The 18,307-nt window shown below is 45.8% G+C and carries 15 protein-coding genes and 1 tRNA gene; 14 read left to right on the top strand and 2 right to left on the bottom strand.

The features are described 5' to 3' along the window. The 3 genes from AC3OH0_RS02315 to AC3OH0_RS02325 all read left to right on the top strand — a co-directional run. Nucleotides 1-226 (top strand): helix-turn-helix domain-containing protein (locus AC3OH0_RS02315; protein ID WP_498344618.1); only part of this gene is annotated, 226 nt, incomplete at its 5' end. A gap of 3 nt (nt 227-229) precedes the next feature. Further along, complete coding sequence (gene hflX, locus AC3OH0_RS02320; RefSeq protein WP_498344619.1) at nt 230-1,297, top strand: GTPase HflX; 1,068 nt, start codon at nt 230-232, stop codon at nt 1,295-1,297. Further along, nucleotides 1,294-1,860, top strand: coding sequence for a tRNA (cytidine(56)-2'-O)-methyltransferase (locus AC3OH0_RS02325; RefSeq protein ID WP_193436360.1), 567 nt, complete (start codon nt 1,294-1,296; stop codon nt 1,858-1,860). Before hflX ends, AC3OH0_RS02325 begins: the two co-directional genes overlap by 4 nt. Here the strand turns inward: AC3OH0_RS02325 and AC3OH0_RS02330 are convergent. Then, entirely contained in the window at nt 1,834-3,033 is a 1,200-nt protein-coding gene (locus tag AC3OH0_RS02330) for a hypothetical protein (protein WP_498344620.1), read from the bottom strand. The genes AC3OH0_RS02325 and AC3OH0_RS02330 overlap by 27 nt on opposite strands. 89 nt (nt 3,034-3,122) lie before the next feature. Between AC3OH0_RS02330 and AC3OH0_RS02335 the strand changes: the two genes are divergently transcribed. Then, complete coding sequence (locus AC3OH0_RS02335) at nt 3,123-4,115, top strand: hypothetical protein (protein ID WP_498344621.1); 993 nt, start codon at nt 3,123-3,125, stop codon at nt 4,113-4,115. Nucleotides 4,116-4,138: 23 nt separating this feature from the next. Here the strand turns inward: AC3OH0_RS02335 and AC3OH0_RS02340 are convergent, their stop codons facing one another. Beyond that, the gene (locus tag AC3OH0_RS02340) at nt 4,139-7,387 is read right to left on the bottom strand and encodes a hypothetical protein (protein WP_498344622.1); all 3,249 of its coding nucleotides are present in this window, start codon (nt 7,385-7,387) and stop codon (nt 4,139-4,141) included. Between the two features lie 143 nt (nt 7,388-7,530). Here AC3OH0_RS02340 and AC3OH0_RS02345 point away from each other — a divergent pair, with 143 nt between their 5' ends. The 10 genes from AC3OH0_RS02345 (at nt 7,531) to AC3OH0_RS02390 (ending at nt 18,306) form a co-directional block, all read left to right on the top strand. After that, nucleotides 7,531-8,583, top strand: coding sequence for a pyridoxal-phosphate dependent enzyme (locus AC3OH0_RS02345; protein ID WP_193436364.1), 1,053 nt, complete (start codon nt 7,531-7,533; stop codon nt 8,581-8,583). Between the two features lie 57 nt (nt 8,584-8,640). Then, nucleotides 8,641-8,715: transfer RNA gene (locus AC3OH0_RS02350), tRNA-Arg, on the top strand. 222 nt (nt 8,716-8,937) lie between these two features. After that, nucleotides 8,938-9,366, top strand: coding sequence for a hypothetical protein (locus AC3OH0_RS02355; RefSeq protein ID WP_498344623.1), 429 nt, complete (start codon nt 8,938-8,940; stop codon nt 9,364-9,366). A 167-nt stretch (nt 9,367-9,533) separates the two neighbouring features. After that, nucleotides 9,534-10,646: a glycosyltransferase gene (locus AC3OH0_RS02360; protein ID WP_498344624.1), complete on the top strand. Its 1,113-nt coding sequence runs from the start codon at nt 9,534-9,536 to the stop codon at nt 10,644-10,646. 325 nt (nt 10,647-10,971) lie between these two features. Further along, nucleotides 10,972-12,039, top strand: coding sequence for a glycosyltransferase (locus tag AC3OH0_RS02365; RefSeq protein ID WP_498344625.1), 1,068 nt, complete (start codon nt 10,972-10,974; stop codon nt 12,037-12,039). 72 nt (nt 12,040-12,111) lie between these two features. Then, a complete protein-coding gene (locus AC3OH0_RS02370) occupies nt 12,112-13,188 on the top strand; it encodes a hypothetical protein (RefSeq protein WP_498344626.1) in 1,077 nt (358 codons plus the stop codon). Then, entirely contained in the window at nt 13,185-13,859 is a 675-nt protein-coding gene (locus AC3OH0_RS02375) for a nucleoside/nucleotide kinase family protein (protein ID WP_498344627.1), read from the top strand. Before AC3OH0_RS02370 ends, AC3OH0_RS02375 begins: the two co-directional genes overlap by 4 nt. 11 nt (nt 13,860-13,870) lie before the next feature. Continuing rightward, complete coding sequence (locus tag AC3OH0_RS02380) at nt 13,871-15,076, top strand: glycosyltransferase family 4 protein (RefSeq protein WP_498344628.1); 1,206 nt, start codon at nt 13,871-13,873, stop codon at nt 15,074-15,076. A 54-nt stretch (nt 15,077-15,130) separates the two neighbouring features. Next, entirely contained in the window at nt 15,131-16,249 is a 1,119-nt protein-coding gene (locus AC3OH0_RS02385) for a glycosyltransferase (RefSeq protein ID WP_498344660.1), read from the top strand. Nucleotides 16,250-16,602: 353 nt separating this feature from the next. Beyond that, nucleotides 16,603-18,306, top strand: coding sequence for a hypothetical protein (locus tag AC3OH0_RS02390; protein WP_498344629.1), 1,704 nt, complete (start codon nt 16,603-16,605; stop codon nt 18,304-18,306). Nucleotide 18,307 lies beyond the last annotated feature (1 nt).

Below are 18,307 nucleotides of genomic sequence, written 5' to 3' on the forward strand. Positions count from 1 at the left end.
GGTACTGGCTCAGAAGGTTAAGGAGAGCGAGAACATTATCAAGAGGATTGAGGCTGGGAGGCTGAAGCCCGGGATAGACCTGGCTAGGAGGCTTGAGAAGGTTCTCGGGATAAAGCTCCTGGAGCCTATTGTAGACGAGTCTGCGCCGGCGTCAGGCAGGGGCGAGGACTACATAACCATTGGAGACCTCGTCAAGCTTAACAAGGAGGATAAGGGTGGTTCCTAAGGGTTGATTGTTGAGGTAGCGGTTCCGAAGAAGTATGTTGAATACCTTGATGAAGAGCTCAGCCTCGTGAGAACTGTTTACCCTGTGATCGAGGATGTTTTCGTTGTTAAGAAGCCGAGCAGGAAAACATTCGTCTCAGCGCCAGTGCTCGACGAGTTGAGGAAGAAGAGGTTTGACAAGCTTGTTGTAATGGACTCGCTGAAGCCGACGCAGATAATAAACCTTGTCAGGGAGCTGAGGAAGGATGTTGTAGACCGGTCAATGCTCATCCTCGAGATCTTTGCAAACCATGCTGGAAGCCTCGAGGCTAAGCTCCAGATAGAGCTGGCACAGCTGAGGCACAACCTCCCGCTGATCAAGGAGGCTATAAGGTATGCTAAGATAGGGGAGATGCACGGTTTCCTCGGGGCTGGAGAGTACGGGTTTGAAAAATACTACTTCATGCTGAAGAGGAGGGAGAACAAGGTTAGAAGGGAGATTGAACGGGTTAGGAGGACGAGGTCGCTGAGAAGGGAGAGGAGGGAGAGGCTGGGATACCCTCACGTAGCAATCATAGGCTATACGTGCGCGGGGAAGACAACCCTTTTCAACAGGCTGACAAGGCTCAGCAAGCCCGTGGGCCCCGAGCCCTTCACAACCCTCACCCCGAAGTCGTACAAGGTGAGGTTTAACAGCCTTGAAGCCGTGGTGACAGATACTGTTGGCTTCATAAGGGATCTGCCGCCGGAGGTTGTTGAAGCATTCTACGCTACTCTCGAAGAGGTTGCCGAGTCCGACCTAATCCTCAACGTCCTAGACTCCTCGAAGCCGTTGGAGAGGATTATGGGGGAGGTTGAAACCTCCATGAGCATTCTCAGCAAAATAGGGTGTAAGGGTAAGCCTTTAATCCATGTTTTAAACAAGATAGACCTGGTCAGCAGTGAAAGGTTGAACGGGATCATGGAGGGTTTGACGAGGGTTTTAAACAATGACCAGGATAGCTTACTGCCTATTTCAGCGGAGAAGGACATCAACATTGATAAGCTGATAATGCTTGTTGAGGCAACGCTGAGGAAGGTGTTGAGGAAGTGAGCCCTGCGAAAATCTATGTTTTAAGATACGGGCACAGGCCTCAAAGGGATAAAAGGGTTACAACCCACGCCCTGCTGGTTGCAAGAGCTTTCGGAGCGAACGGCTTCATACTCGGGGATGTCGTGGACGAGAAGATTAAGGAGGCGTTCGAGAAGACCGTTAAGATCTGGGGAGGGCGCCTCCACTTTGAAATGGGGGTTGACTCCTTCAAGTACGCGCAGGAGTGGAGGAGGCACGGCTTCATTGTTCACTTGACAATGTATGGTTTACCGGTTGACAGCGTTATCGACGAGATAAGGGGGAGGGGTAGCGACATGCTTATTGTGATAGGTGCTTCCAAGGTTCCAAGATTCTTCTACGAGGTAGCGGACTACAATGTAGCGGTGGGCAACCAGCCCCACTCCGAGATAGCTGCGCTCGCCATATTCCTCGACAGGTACTACCAGGGGAGGGAGCTGTACTTCGAGCATGAGGGAGGGAGGTTGAGGATTATTCCCCATGAACGGGGGAAGAAGGTTGTTCCCAAGCATTCCTTCTCACCCCTGGACGCGGAGACCCGTTAACTCCACCTGAACCATAGTGCTCGCCACAACTGTCGAGACTAATTCAACCCCGTAGACAACGAGCGCTTCCTTCAATCCAAGCCCTGAAAGGCTTACTGTCAGGTTGAAAACTCCCTGAACCTGTAGAACACCCTGCGGGGGAGCTTCGACCACCATTCTGCCAATCCATGGGTGGGGCCCCGTGGACCCTATGCTTGAAGAATCTATGAGGACCGGTTGCATGATGTTGACGCGTGGGTCGTAAACATAGGCTGTTACAAAAATCCTGGAGCTCTTGGTAGCGTTGATTATTGAAGCATTAACTGTGAAAGAAGCCTCGAGGTCGTCGTAGACCAGCGCAGCCCTGAACACCTGCACGTAGGTGTGGCCGCCTTGAAGCCCAAGGTACGGTGAAAGGGAGGACAGGTTCAGCTTGAGGACGCCGTTTTCATAGATAAGGCCGCGCGCTGGATCTGTTAAAACCCCGTTGTAAGTTATGAAGGAGTAGTAAGGCTTGCTCGGCAACTCCCCGTAGGTTAGCCAGCCGTAGTTCTGAATCATGCTCACAGTGCAGAGGTACGGGGTTGGAATGGTCTGGTAGCATTGAACAGGCCCCTTCTCAATCAATGTTTTGAAATCTGGCCCTGTGTTAGTGTAGTTGACTATTCCAAGCCCAACCTTGTACCCAGCCCAGTCCAGGTTTAAAACAAGCTGGGTCCTCGATGCGCTGTTTAAATAGCTGACCAGCTCCTCATCTATAACCGTCCTCCCCACGATCTCAGGGGGCGCGGTCTGCAGCCAAGGGTCTCTCCAAGGTGAGTAGTAGAGGAGTACTCCCCCGGATAAGACCACGCCGGTTTTAAACGGGATACCAGTGTAGTTCAGCGGGAAGAGACGTTCACCGCTCACGGTTTCCGAAACCTTCGCCAACGACCTATAGCCCTCGTACTCTTTAAACACTGCCTCAATGAGAACCGGCTGGACTGTTTTAACCACGAGGTAGAGCTCGCCGTTGAGGACTCTGAGGCTGAGCAGGGGCGGGTTTGTAATGCTCGTTAAAGACTCCACAGTGCTTTTCTGAACACTCCTCCACGACTCAATACTCTGCGTGTAAGAGTATGCGAGCTGTGAAACCATCATAACAGTTATAACGAGGACCAGGTAGCCTCCCACGATTGTGCTGACAGATTTCAACCAGACCCCTTTCACAGTAGAGTCTTCTTCAAAGAGTGTGTTTCGTGAAACTATTATATCCCAGGCCACCTTATGATTTATTGATGCGTATGGGCAGTATCACTATAACCATTAGCGTTGACAAGCTGGCTGTTCTAGCCTCCATAGCGGTCGTGATCGCTCTTTCAGCATGGATTCTTACAATAGATTACGGTGCATCCTACACGTGGATACTTCCGCTGAACAGTGCTCAATCGATAACAGGCCACTGGAAGACAGGCATTGCCATAGGGGTTTACGACCTAGGGTTTGAGCGCGCCAACTACTCCAACACTGTGATAGTTGACGGGTTGTTCACCCAGGTGTTCGTGGACAGGGTTGACACGGGCTACGCGATAATTGTTGCGAAAGGCTTCAACCCTTACGTGGTGCTCATCACCGCCGCAGTGCTGGTTAACATTTTCTTAGCAGCGGCTAGGAGGCTTAGAGGGGTGCGTTACAGCGGCTTCCCGCTGGACATGGTCTTCCTAGCACTGCTTGCATCGGCAACACTCCTCTCCCTGGCCCCGTACATCAGCGAGGGCTACACGCTCGGCTACAGTGTTCACGAGTACCCGGTTAAAGAGTACTTCTTCAAGGACCTCCCTTACAACCAGCTCTCATCCAACACTAGCCTGCAGCTAGGCTTCTACAGGTTTGCCTATAACATAACCGTCACCAATGTCCCTGGCGGAAGCCTTGTCAGAATATGGTTTACACCAGGCAACGACACTGTCCTGCTCCCAACCCTCATCTACGTTGAAGAGGAGGGAACGGGGAATGCTACGAGACTGCTGGTCTCGAATAATAACGAGGTTTTCACAGCCTTCTACGTCTCCGGCGGTGGAGAAGGCGCTACGGGCGTGTTGAAAATACTTGTCTTCTCCGAGAAGCAGTTGAGCTCCTCGGCAATAGGCTACTACGTGCTCAGCTTTTACAACGGCAAGAATAATCCAAGCATCACGGGCTTCGCTCTACCAGTGGTCTTCACACTAGTGCTAACAGTGTTCAACCTTCTCCAGCCGAGAATCTGGGCAAGGGCTAAGACTGCAAGGAATGTTTGAGTTTGGGTAAAAAAGATTTTTCATTACACGGGTCTCCTAGGCCTCATGTAGGCTAGCAGGCCTAGGGCCGCGCCAACAAGGCCTATCACTAAGGCTATTATCCCTATCGAGTAGCTCATCGACGCCTGTGATGAAACATCGTCAAGCCTGCTTGACAGCTGGTTGAGACTGCTGTGGAGAGTGCTCACCCGGCCTTCTAGATCGCTAACCCTGCTGTTCAAGTCTCCAACATCCTCTCCTAGGCTTTCGAGATCGCTGGAAATATTGTTGACGAGGTTGCTCAGCCCGGTGAGGCTCTCCTCCAGCTCATTAATCCTTGACGACAACTCTTGGATAGTTGTTAAAGCGTTTCCAAGCCCGGTTCTCAAGTCCTCTATACTGTCGGTTAAGGACGTGTTAACCATTTCAAGCTGCTGGCTCAGGTTTGCAAGGAGTTGTTCAAGCACTAGGACCCTCTGGCTGAGCAGGCTTAACTCGCCGCTTAAAGTAGTGTTAACCAGGTTTAGCTGCCCGGATAGGTCGTCGATCATGCCTTGAAGACTGGTTAAAGCACTGTTAACTTCCTCGAGCTGCAGGGTCAGGTTTGCGATTAGCTGCTCAAGCTCCATGATTCTCTGCCTCAAGAGGCTTATCTCACCGCTCAAGGTAGCGTTGACCAGGTTCAGCTGCCCGGTGAGATCGCTGATCATGTCCTGGAGGAGGGCTATCTCCTGCGACAGCTCCTCTATCGTGGACTCGACTCCTGCTAGCTGCTGCTCCAGCATGGAGAGCCTGGCCTCTATCTCGTCAAGCCTCTGAGTTATCTCTAAAGGTATTATAACCAGAACTGGAAGCTCAGCCGAGTACTCGTTGCCGCCGGGGTCTTCATAGTACAGTGTAACCATGTAGAGCGCTGGCTGCGAGAAAGGTATTGTAAGGGATGGGTACCCGTAGTTGCTTACGAGCAGTCCATTGTAGTTGACGTACCAGCCTGTCTGGACGTAGAAGGCGTAGAACATTAAGGCGTCTGTGCCGTTGACGAGGACTGCTTTGAACAATGTGCCTGGTTTCAAGCCTGAGCCGTAGATCCTTATGATTCCGGAGCCTTCCAGCACGAGCTCATCCTTGCCCAGGGCCGTAGCTATTATCCTCCCCTCTATCTCGAGCTCCGTGACAGTTTCGTCGAGAAGCCATACCGCCTCAACAGTGCCTGTCTCCTCGCCCTCGAGCACTATGCTGTAGCTGCCTCCCGGCACAGAGGGGGCTAGGCCTGTGAACACCACTCTGCCCGAGTAGTCGGCTCTTGCCGTGCCGGCGAGGACTCCTCCAACATATATGTTGACTGTTTCGTTAACGCCGAAGCCGTAGCCGAGGACTTGAATATAGTCTCCTAGGTAAGCCACCTCACCTGTCGGGTAGTAGACTATTATCTGGGTTCCATTGTAGGATGCTGAAGCCCTGGGGACGTCCCTGGGCTGGTGCTCGTAGTCCAGTACGAGCCAGAAGGCGCTGGGCTGGATCACCAGGGTGGTGTTGAGGATTACTCCAGACTCCACACCCTCAACCCTGAGCTCCTGGACTCCTCCCGGAACATCGAGCGGTATCCTGATCACGAAGGTTGCGTTACCGTCTACGTCAACACTGTCCGTGTATATCAGCCTGTTAGCCAGGTAGACGTTGACTGTTTCACCGGATGCGAAGCCGTAGAGCGCTATCGATATTGTGCCGCCTATCTTAACGCTCGGGCCGGTTAACAGCTCCATTAAAGCCGTGACTGAAACATAGGATGAGGTTGCCAGCACGCCTCCGCTGTCAAGCTTCACGAGCAGCTGGTAGGTTCCATAAGACATGTTTGTTGCGAAGTAGTTTCCAAGCTCTGGTATGTGGAAGAACCCTGTGTTGTCAGCGTAAACGTCTCCAACCGGGAACACGTAGCAGTTGGTGGCGCAGAGCCAGATCTCGGAGACCCCTGTGCCCTCGATGAAGCCGTAGCCGTAGACTGTTAAGCCGTGGACGCTGCTGTCCTTACCTGGGATGCTGCTGGGCTGTATTATGGCGAACGGTGTTGAAAGGTAGAAGTAGGCTTCGTAAACCCCGTCGGTCACGAGTATGAGCACGTTGCCCTCCTCAACCAGCTCCGGCACCGGCAGGGCGAACTCCGCGTAGCCGTTTTCATCAGTGGCTTCCTGAACCATTAGCACGCCGTTAACGTAGACGTATATCAGCGTCCCGGGCTGGAAGCCCGCGGCCCTGAACCATATGAGCGTGCTAGGCTGGTACACGTCCGGGCCCAGCAGCTCGATGTAGGGGAGCACGGTGTAGAGCGCGCTGGGGAAGACGTATGTTTCCTCAGCAGTCTCCACGACGAGGTAGTAGACTCCTCCTGCGAGAGGTGTGCTATTGTATTGGCTTAGATCGTAGATGTAGAGGAAGCCGTCGGAGTCGGTGAAGAAGTTTTCGAGCGGGAACACGTAGCACAGCGCCGGGTTTGAGACGCTGCACAGCTTTATGCTTTCAACCTCGGCCTCCGCGGGGAAGCCGAGACCCCATACCTCGACCTCCATGAGGTCTTCAACTGTTCCCCGCCCCTCCGTCGGGTTTATGAAGGCTATCGGGTTAATGGTGAGAATCCCCGGTTGCTGGTAGTCGTTGAACTCGGCGTCGCTGTCAGCCCACACCTCGTGCTCCCCGCCTGGTATGCTGGAGCCGGTTATGTCGACCAGGTAGAACTCGTACTCGAACATGCCGCTGGTGTTGGCGTATACAGGCTCCTCGAGCTCGTAGTAGTATTCTCCAAGGTAGAAGCCGTAGACGCCTGCACCCTCTTCGAAGCCGAAGCCTGAGACATGGATCTTCTTCGGCAGCCCGTTCTCGTCAAGGATTGTTGTAACCGATGGTGAAACCATTATGAGCGGGTAAACGCTCCTGTACACGCTTATAGACTCCGTGCCGAATATTATCTGGATCCATAGCACATTGTATGCTGTGTCGCCGATGTTGAACAGCTCGTATGGGACATGGAGTATAACACTGTATGTTCCCGGGTCTGGGAAAATCGTTGTATTAGCGTAGTAGACCACCTCGGGGTTGTATGTGTGCCTCAGCAGGAATGTTACCCTTGCGTATGGAACGGATGTTTGAATGGTTATGTTTACATCCTCACCAGGGTAGAGGTAGTCCCTGTCAGGAGTTATCGAGACGAGTTGCACAGGCTGTGCTTGAACAGGCTTAACTAGTGTTAGGTAGGGGGTAAGTAATGCCAGTATGATTAGTATTGACAAGATCTTCTTCAATCAGGCTCACCTGATCCCAGATATATACTATTTCCGAAAGGTTATAAACTAATTGCTATTCCCACTGAAAAACCCCTGGTTAATCGTTGAAAAGCAATGCTTCAAATATTTAACATGTAGTAATTATTAAGGGTGCCCGTGGATTGGCTGAGTGGTACTGCCCTCGGTGCGGGTTTAAAGCAGGCTTGTGGAGCAGGTACTTCTACGAATGCCCCGTGTGCAGGTTCCCCCTGGAGATCTCTCACCCGCTGGTTTTCGAGCCTAGGGGGCGGGGTCTAGCCCGGTACTCGTCCATGCTGCCCTTCACTCCTGAGCGTGGGAGGGGTGAGGGCGGGACCCCGCTGGTTAGGGAGGTGTTGAACGGTGTTGAAGTATGGTTTAAGCTGGACTATTTGAACCCTAGCGGGAGCTTCAAGGACAGGGGGTCAGCTCTCTCACTCTACTATGCTTACAGGATGGGGTTTGACACCGCTGTCGAGGATACGAGCGGGAACACGGGGATATCCGTATCGCTCTACTCAAGGCTCTACGGGCTGAAGCCTTTCATCTACATGCCGAGGAGTGCTCCGGAGGGTAAGAAGAAGCTTGTGAGAAGGCTTGGCGGAGTGGTGGTTGAAACGGTGGACAGGGCTGAAGCGTCGAGGAGGGTGCTGGAGCGTGCTGGGGAATCATTCTACGTCTCCCACACCAGGAGCCCCTTGTTCCTCGAGGGCTTCGCTACAATTGCTTACGAGATTTACGAGGAAGCCGGGGTCCCCGATGCCTTGATCATCCCTGTCGGCTCGGGCTCCCTCCTCCTAGGCGTGTATAAGGGTTTCAAAAACCTTGCAAACCTCGGACTAGTCTCTAAAACACCCGTGATCTACGCTGTTCAAGGATACAGCGTGCAACCTGTTTACAAAGCCTTCAAGGGGTGTGAGGAGCAGGGGGAGGCTTCCACCCTGGCGGACGGGGTTGCTGTGCCCAACCCGCCGAGGCTTGAGCAGATTGTTTCAGCGGTGAGGGAGAGCAAGGGGGATGTCGTACTGGTTGGGAACAGCGAGATCGAGAAGGCTTACACGGAGCTCTGGGAGAGAGGCTTCACAATAGAGCCCACCTCGGCAATAGTTTACGCAGCCTTCCTGAAGCTGCTCGACAGGCTTAAGGGTATGAGTGTGGCAACCGTTTTAACAGGCTCAGGGCTGAAAATGATCTAACCATTCATCCCGGAGAACACACTATTAAAGCATCCAATCTAAATAACTATTTGAAAAGGGCCCGTAGCCTAGCCTGGACAGGGCGCCGGCCTCCGGAGCCGGAGGACCCGGGTTCAAATCCCGGCGGGCCCGTCAAACAAAGCACTCACTAACTAGTTCACAGTAAGGTTCCAACAGAGTGATTCAGGAACAAGCCCACACCCTGTTTAAAGAGCGAGTGCACACGCTAGAGGGAATGGTCTGGTATTACATCCTGCTGTATAGGGGAATCCTTCCACGGGTTTTGAGAAAATTTTTAACTCGCTCCCACCATATAGTGGTGTTGATTTATACTGCACTGCTGAGTGAGATGGATTGACACTTATAGCCGCTGCCTGGATGGATTTACTTGAGAACAGCCACCCCCGGGACTCCCTGGAGATGGCGAGGAGCCTGGTCGCTAAGCACCTTGTCCCAGCAAGCATTGACAAAGACGTTCTTGAGCGCTACATGAGGAAGGCTTTGAGAAACGGTGCTTGGCGCAGGCTCCCAAGGGAGTCCCGCCTCCTCCTCTGGGCGGCGGCGAAACACCTCCGCAGGGTAAAATCCCCCGTTCTCCGGGATGTTTTAAGGAGGATCCTGCTGGAGATAGAGCTCTCCACCCTAAAAGGCCGCGCAGTATTCTACGGCGCACTCCTAGCCCTCAGGCAAGGCTTAACCCAAGCACTCAACAACTTGAAAAGACTGATAACACTAGGAGTAAGCTACCTAAACCTCCCGTCAATGTGGAGAATGCTAGGATAGATTACAGTATGCCTGACCTCCTAGCCCGCTACCCTATTAACCGCCTAGCCGCTAGAACCAGATTTAACATCAAGATAACCACAGAAACATGAGCGCGTATTACCATCAGCAATCACATCAACAATCAACGTGAAAAACCCTAAGAAACCCCTCGGCTTAGAGAAGCAATGAACACAATACTATTAGACATTGTAGCGTTAATGCTTGGACTCATGCACTTTGGAGTACCATTAGCATACTACTTCTACATGAAGAGAAAGTACCTGAAAAAACCATGGAATATCCGGGTTGACGAGAACTATAAGCCTAAGGTAACTATAATAATACCTACATACAGGGAGGCTGAGTACATTCGGGATAAGCTCGATAACATCTATTTTCAAAGCTACCCGAGAAGTCTTATGGAGGTTATTGTTGTTGATAGTGCAAGTGATGATGGGACGGTAGATCTTGTTAAGCAATGGATTTCTGAGCACAGAGATCTTGATTTAAAATTGATTGTAGAGCCTGTGCGGAAGGGCAAGCTCCATGCTGTACTAGAGTCTCTAAAGCATGTTTCCCCCGAGAGCAGTGTTATAGTGTTCACCGATGCTGATGCTTTTTGGGAGCGCGATGCTCTTAAAAAAGCCGTAAAGTATTTCACAGATCCATCCGTAGGGGCAGTTACGGCAAGCATCCTCTATTCTGATAAAGGAGCTTTCGAAAATGTTTACCGTAACTATTACAACATAATCAGGATTGCAGAGTCGAAAGTCTTTGCTACCCCCGTTCATAACGGGCCGTTTCTAGCTATAAGAGCCGATCTAATCCGTAAGTATGGCCTCCCAATATTTCCAGGTAGTGATGATAGTAGTTTCGGATCTTATTTAGCATTTATAGGCTTTAGGGCAATTCAAGTCGACGACGTTTTAGTCGAAGAACCTGTGAGAGGAAGTCAACTCCGTAGGAAAATAAGAAGAGCTCAGCATTTATTGTTAAACTTACTCAAGACAAAACATTATGCTAAGAGACTTGGAGTTTACAAGTACACTGAACCATTCGAAAACGTATGGAAAATTGAATGGTGGTTGCATCTAGTTAATCCTTGGCTTCTAATCTTTTCCGTAATCCTTCTCACAGTAAATATGCTTCACGGATCACTTACAACTCTGCTATTTCTGGGAATAGGTTCACTACTTCTACTGTTAAAAACAAGTAGGGTATGGATTTTGCAACAGGTTTACCTAACTATAGCCGCTGTAAGAAACTTGTGGACAAAAGAGATTATGTGGAGCAAATAGAATTAGAAGATAATCACATCCTCTAACGAAACTTTAAACATTGCTAACGTTAAAGGGTTCTAGCTTGAAATCGAATAGTAAACTAAAACCTTCTTATCCGACTATGGAGAGTTATAGAAATTACAAGAACCTTACCTTGGTATGGAAAATAAAACCAGCTTAACGGTCTGAAATGGCAGAGTCGAGTGCACAAACTACTTGGAGTACATTATTTATTTATACCTATTATAGTGCTCCATGGAAACTTGTATCGGGCGATGATGTGAGAATACATTCTATATGTTCCACATTGAGTAAGTATTTAGATGGGATAGTAGTGTTCACATTGGATCAAACTCGATGCAACTACACATACAAACTCAAAGACGGTGTCTACTATGTTCATGTGCCTAGGTGGTTCTATAAGTCAATAGCCGGGTTGTTAAAATGGAAAAACCAGGAAGATCTGAATCCATTAATTAAGCTAACTCACTACGTGGACGAGTTCATGGCGGTTATAAAGGTAATGAACTTACTCAGGAGATCAAATGTCTATTTGGTCTTTGGCTCCATGACGCTCTTCTCCTTCTTCGCACACCTACTTGGATTAAAGGGCAAAATAGTGATTTACGATCCCTTGGCAAACTACGCTCAAACATTGTATCTGCGTTCACGGACTAATATCAAGGAGCTTTTACGTTACGGACTCTACCTCGCGTTGCACAAGCTACAGTTGGATGGTTCAACGAGTGTGATATACCCCTCAGAAATAGACCTCCTCAACGCAAGACATATGTTCAAAGTCGAGAAGACCATTTTAGTGCCGAACCCTTATCCTATCTGCTTTGAGAGTCTCGACGAATATCTAAAGCTAAGATCCAAAAGGAGAGCGGGCATACCCCACTTTATACTCTTAGCGGGTGGAAGGGCTAAGGCAAATGAGGAAGCTGTTAAAACGACTATAGAAGTCTTTAATGGCATGCCGCCCGATAAATTTAGACTCTACATAACAGGACCCTGGGATGATATGAAAAAACAAGTACGAAACCCTAGCATCAACATCTTGGGCAGAGTACCCTACGAAGAGCTAAAGAAATACTTGGCTGAAGCAGACTACGGACTTTCGCCTGTCTTCAGCCATGCGGCAGGAACATTTCTAAAAACTCTCGCATATGTAGCAAGCGGGCTAAACATCATAGCTACCCCCCAGAGCTTGCAAGGGATAGGCTTTTCAGCTTTGCGCAATAGGAAAGTATTCATTGTTAAAAACCAAGTCGAGTATAGGAGGGCTATTGAGGAAGCCCTATCTATATCGCAGGGTGGAAAACCCTACATTATTACCTGCGATAGCTGGGAATCTCTTTGGAGGCAAAACGTGGCAAACATAATTGAACTTGCAACCTACGATCAATGATTATGTCCGAATTCGCAGTAAAAGATTTGCTGGAGATAGAAATTTCATCTACTGCTTTTACGGTGGAGTAAATTGAGCAAAAAAGATGTTTTGGAGATAGGTGTTTCTGAATTTGTGACTAAAGTTGCAAATCCGTACTTTACTTTGCGCGAAGACTTCTCTGATGTAAGTATAACAAAAGATTTCTTGAGTTCTTCGATAGAGTTCGCCGTGAAAAACAAGGTTTTCCCTCTCTTCTATGAAGGATGTTTAAAGCTTGGCATAAGACTTCCAAAGGAAGCGGATCTTCTAATGGATGAATATGAAAGAAGGTGGAGAATGCAGATTGAAGAGATGGGTTCACTGTTGGACATTTCAGAAAAACTTGGTATTGAAATAATGATCTTCAAAACGTTTAAGCCTTTCCGATACATTCCAGACGATGTCGATATACTTTTACGCCATGAAAAAGACCTTTATCCTCTGATAACCAAGCTTGGGGAAAAGGGATATTTCATACTTAAAATAGGTACTCCTGAGGTTGTTCTAAGGAAGATCGGAAAAGGCGGTGCTTACGTAGACCTAGACATTCACACCCGCTTAGCCATTGGATATCTGGACGTGTTCAGGGTTGAGGATTTATGGCGCACGCAGGCCTATGAAAGGTTCAAGCTTGAAAATAAGTGGATTGCGTTTAAGCTTTCCGAGGATTATGAAGTTGTTAGAGAAGCCGCTTATGCGTTGCTTAAAGATTTTAATTTATCCATACCTGGGCTTTATTTTGCAATCCATGCTTTGATGAAAAGAGACATAAGAAAAATAGAAAAAATAGCTGTGAGGAGTAACTTTTATTTGCCATTGGTTATCTACTTATACAGTGCTCAAAACTTAACACACAAACTATTTAATTTCGACGTAGATTTACAGCTTCAATTTAACAAACGATTTATATCTACGATGCCTTTGAGGATTATCGAGTCTGAGATTTCTAGAGAGTTTAGAGTGCCATATCCGTATCCTGTCTCCGTAATAGCTTGGGCTTACATGTCGAAAACGTGGTTGGAAATAAGTCGGAATAGAAATTTAAAAGTTTTAGGCCAGGTAATTAAGCAACCTTCATCAAAGGGCATAGGTATACTTTTAAATTACCTCCGGGAGCGCTTCAAATGAGTGAGCTAAACTGTAAAATGATATACTTCTTTGGCCCTGATGGAACAGGTAAGACTACACATGCTGAACACGTAGCATCTTATTTGAGGAGGAAGGGGTGTAGAGTGTGGCGAACAGGTGTCAAGCATCATCATACCCTAGCATATTTGCTTTTAAAACTACTAAGCGGTAAAAACCCGGATGGACTTCCTCTCAGCTATTATGGCTTTAATGATGAGCTTAAACAAAAAATCAGAACGCCTTGGAAAATGCTTGAATTGATAAGTTTACTTCCAGCAATATTCTACCGCGTGCTTCTGCCACAGCTACTAGGTTACATTGTGATTTGTGATAGATACTTATTGGATACATTAGTAACTCTCTCATATTTCTTAAACGATCAAGAGTTAATCACGGGCACGTATGCAAGACTGCTTACTTTGATGATTCCGAAACATGCGGTTCTTTTCTACATGAATGCAAATACAGAGACTATACTTCAAAGAAAGAAAGACGAGCCTTTAACATCTAAACTCGTTGAATACTACAAATTAGCGTATCAAATTATCATAAGGCAGGTAAAACTGAAAGTGGTAACGATTGATACAAGTAATGCTAAGATCGAAGATGTAAAGAACTTAGTGCTACAACATATAATTGAACATTGCAGTATAGCTGAACAACCAAGGTAGGTCACGGAGTAATGCCTTCTAGAATACTTGTATTTTCCGAGTTGTTTTACCCTCATGGAAGTGGGGCCGAGCTGGCTACATGGTTATATTCGAAGCTACTAGCTAATGAAGGCTTCAAAGTAACGGTTGTCACCACCAAGTTTCCGGGCGAATCTTCACACGAGTTATTGAGCAATGGAGTAGAGATATACAGGATACCCATGAAAATGGTACTGTACGGAACCAGGTATTACACACTAGCCAATCTCGGGGTCTTACTAAGTAGTTTCATAAATAAGCTAATAAAGCAGAACGATGTAGTCTACATACCGGGTGGCTGGTACAGTGTAATACCAATCGCCAAAATTAACAGAAAACCCGTAATATTACACGTACACAACTACTCATTAACATGTCCAACATCGCTAATGTACGACTTTGAAAAACAGAAAATAGGGCCTTCCTCCCTCAAATCGTTCATAATACATGAAATGATAGAAAGAAGGCGGAAAGCGGGATCTGTTGTAGGCTCCGCCTTTGTAAACGAACTTATAGGCAAACACTACAGTAGACTAGGAGCTCTCGCAGACGCGCTGATCTTTGTTAGCCATGCACAGAGAAATTTGGTAGTCTCAAAATCACCACACCTACGAGATAAAAGCTATGTTATTTACAATCCAATTCCAGACTTACCATATATCAAAGCAGAGAGTAAAGGCATAGGCTACTTCGGCGGAAAAAGCTTCGCTAAAGGCTTCCACATTCTAATAAAAGCATTAAAATCCATCCAAAACAATAATGCCAATATCACAGTTTTCATGACGAAGATCTCAGAAAAACCTTACACGATAAAACTCAGAAATGGTGTAGTAGTTAATTTACTGCCTAGGGTTAAAAGTCTCGAAGAGTTCGTGAACAAGATTGCATGTACGATAATTCCCTCTATATGGCCGGAACCACTACCATACGCGTTAATTGAGTCTATGTTGCATGGCAAACTGATTATCGCGTCAAATATTGGCGGAATACCAGAAATTGTGGCAGGGGCAAGTTCAGGAATAAAACTAACGAAACCAAAAGACTATAATGCTATAGTAGATGAAATAATAGCTTTTCACTCCCTCACACTGGAAGAAATCAACGAATTAGGCTTCAAAAATCGAGCACATATTTTGCAAAAGTTTGATAATAGCAAAACGATTTCAATGTTTATAGATACTTTAAATAAAGTATATTAACGATAACAGTCTTTTGAGATATTCAAGGAGAATTAAACGGGAAAACACGTGAAGATGAGAATTCTTCACATAGGTGATCATATCAGGCATGAATTAGGTTGTGCCGCCTCGTTAAAAGAACGTGGCTTTGATGTAACTTATTTGCATCTAGGAAATAAAAACTTTTGTTTGCGAGAAAGAAATGTTTACATAGACGGGAAGGTAGTTAAAATAAAATTCGCTCAAGTAGTCTCTCCATCGTTTGTTGAAAGTATGACTAAATCCAAAAACTTCATTCCGAGTAATATTATCGAAGAAAAATTTGATGTAGTAATAACCACTCCTCAAATTCCGTTCCATTTAGCATATTATATAGCTAGAAGACAAAACATACCATTAATACTCCGAATATGGGGTATCAGGGCTAACAAACTTATTGATTTCATTATCTATGGAAAGAGCTATTCCGAGGTGTTAAACTTTTGGCTCAGTACAATGCATAATTTCGCACAAGTTTGGAGCTCTCAAGCCGTTATAGCTATGGATGACTCTACCAAAAGCTTTTTAAATAAACTACTATTTAAGAGAGCTCACGTTGTCTATCCAACGTATGCAGCATTGTATGACGAGAACAATTATGAGTGGAAAGAATACGAGATTAAAGAACTAATCAAAGAAAACGAATACGTTTTTAGTATTGTTATGATGCAGAGATCTGGATCTACATTTAGGTTACAGGAATCGAATTTATTTAAAATACTCTACATAATAGCCAAAAAATGTCCAGAAATTAACGTAATAATTGCTGGTAGTACGGCTACCAAAATAATAAAGAGGTTCGGTCTTTCTCGGATACCTAAAAATCTAATTTTTACTGGCTCAATCTCTTCAGATAATATTCTTAAAATATTGTATGAGCATGCTAGTATGGTTATCATTCCAGTATTCTTTAGATCTCTAAGCAATAGGTTACTCGAAGCTCTCTACTATAAAAGACCTATATTAACAAACAGTTACGCTAAACTACTGCATAACAAATTGGAGCATTTACGTCACATATTTATATCAGATAATTACTCAGAGTATCCAAATATTGTAAGAGAATTGGTTAAAAACGAGGCTTTGCTCGAAGAACTTGCCATAGGAGCAAAAGAGGCTTATGATTCCTTCTTTTCCGCTAGAAACGCGGGCTAGCTATGAAGTATATCATAGAATCGATGGTGTCAGAAAAGCTCTCATGAAGACCAGCAATTTACCTAGCAGAGTTAAAAGTTCAATTACTTACCTTGCAAGTCTTTGATGAGATGGCATCGAGAATGCTTTTACTTTATAACCTTTATATGGTAGAAAATAAACTTTATTGGGATAAACTTCTTGTTATAGTACGGCATCTTGGATGATGAAGTAAGATGTCAGAAGAATTTTCAATGAGCACTTACGTAAAAGATAACTTGGAGTCTTGCTCCAAGCGAGGAGAACCTGTCACTTGATATCCAAAAGTAAATTTATTAAACTTCAAGAGTTAGATGCCGGGTTTGGGGATTAAAGTGAGAGTTAAGCCCTTACAAATAACTATGATCCTCTTATTTATGCTGACGATTTTGTTAACACTTTTAATAAGCCCAATAAGTGAATGGTTGTTGTCTTTAAGTGGAGACTATATTATTCCATTTAATGTTGTAGTGCTTTTCATGTGGTTGCTTACTTGTTTGACGCTATTTTTTGGAACTAAAATTAATAATAGAAAGGAGACAATGTTTCTTGTAGTTTTGTTTGGACTTGTCTTCCACGCGTCTGAATTACTTGGTATTTATGCTGGTAATACTATTCGTATTTGGCACTCGTATTTCTCTGTTAGATCAATTGAGTCCGTGGTTGTAAGCCGCAATATAGGTGATTTGCCGAGAATCTTTGATAACTATGTTTCAAGTCCAGCTTCTCCTATTATAGGCGGTGTTCTTTCTATCGTCTTAGGTTTAAACTCTGTAACAGTCATGATGTTTGGTTTTGTGTACATAATTGTAATCGTACTTTCGCTAGAAACTATTACAAAAACTATTGTAAAGGAAGAAAATAAAAACGAGAGACGTTTTCCCCTCTCCATGATTATTGCAATGTACTTTATACCCCATTCTGCCTTGATAGGCCATTATTCTCTAGCGTCTATATCGCTACTCTCTCTTATTGTTTTTATTCTGGTGAAAATAACCGAGTACGACAAAGCGACGAATCACACTTTTATTTTGAGCAGGCTTTTAACGTTGATACTTTTATGCTACTCTGCGTTAATGTACTATCTTCCGCTCTCATTTCTTATGTCGATTCTACTCCTCGTAGGGATATCCGCAAGTAAAGTGCCAGATCATGTCAAACGTATATCTTTAACTCTTTTCACAATAGCCTCTGCCTACTTTATTTACGTAGGATTCAGCTTCTACGACGACTTCAAAACATACATCAATGCTCTTACAGAATCGTTTAAACCAGAGCCATTCATTATTTGGTCTGAGAACGCTGCTAAACGCCTGGACCCCGTATTTCAGATATTATTATGGATGACCCGCACATACCCTTTAACTCTTATATTCGTTTTAACCGGACTACTCTATGCTTATAAAGCTAAACCTTCCCTCAGGTTCTTGACATTACTCGGCATTGTTGGTGTCATTGGAGCTCTCAGCGCCAAGTTCTTTCATATACTATCAGATTATACTGCTCGCCTCGACGTCTTAGTATCATTAGCCATACCGTTGGGGTTATATTATGGAGCACAGTTAATCAAAAGAACATTAGAGAAAATTAATTTAAAATCTACCCCTATCCGAGTCTTTGTCTTCTTACTTCTTATTTTAATGATAACAAATTCTATTTCATCTTGGTTCTTCTCGGGGCTACTGTATCCAGCGTCCCCAAAGTCGGCATCTGATCACCATTATTACATCGACGAATCATTTAAGACAGCAATATATGTTGGAAATATGCAAGAGTGGTCGAGCAATGTAATTATATCAGCCAATTGGCGCTACGGATATTTGAAATCAATTTATGGGATCAAATTATGTTGGGAGTACTCCGTGATCATCGACTCTTATGCTGGCGAGCAAACTATTATAATAGTTTTATCCGATCTTTCTAAAGATTTTCCCGATTACGCTAGCCCGCCATTAGGCAATGAAAAATGGGCTAGACTACACGAATCCTTAAACGTTATGTACATGTCTTCGCATTCTAGGATATTCATGCGAGGATAGG

The sequence above is a fragment of the Thermosphaera sp. genome, from assembly GCF_059755995.1.

Excerpts from the sequence above, each read along its gene's own strand:
- AC3OH0_RS02335 (WP_498344621.1), top strand. The coding sequence starts at position 3,123 with ATGGGCAGTATCACTATAACCATTAGCGTTGACAAGCTGGCTGTTCTA.
- AC3OH0_RS02375 (WP_498344627.1), top strand. The coding sequence starts at position 13,185 with ATGAGTGAGCTAAACTGTAAAATGATATACTTCTTTGGCCCTGATGGA.
- AC3OH0_RS02380 (WP_498344628.1), top strand. The coding sequence starts at position 13,871 with ATGCCTTCTAGAATACTTGTATTTTCCGAGTTGTTTTACCCTCATGGA.
- AC3OH0_RS02385 (WP_498344660.1), top strand. The coding sequence starts at position 15,131 with ATGAGAATTCTTCACATAGGTGATCATATCAGGCATGAATTAGGTTGT.
- AC3OH0_RS02360 (WP_498344624.1), top strand. The coding sequence starts at position 9,534 with ATGAACACAATACTATTAGACATTGTAGCGTTAATGCTTGGACTCATG.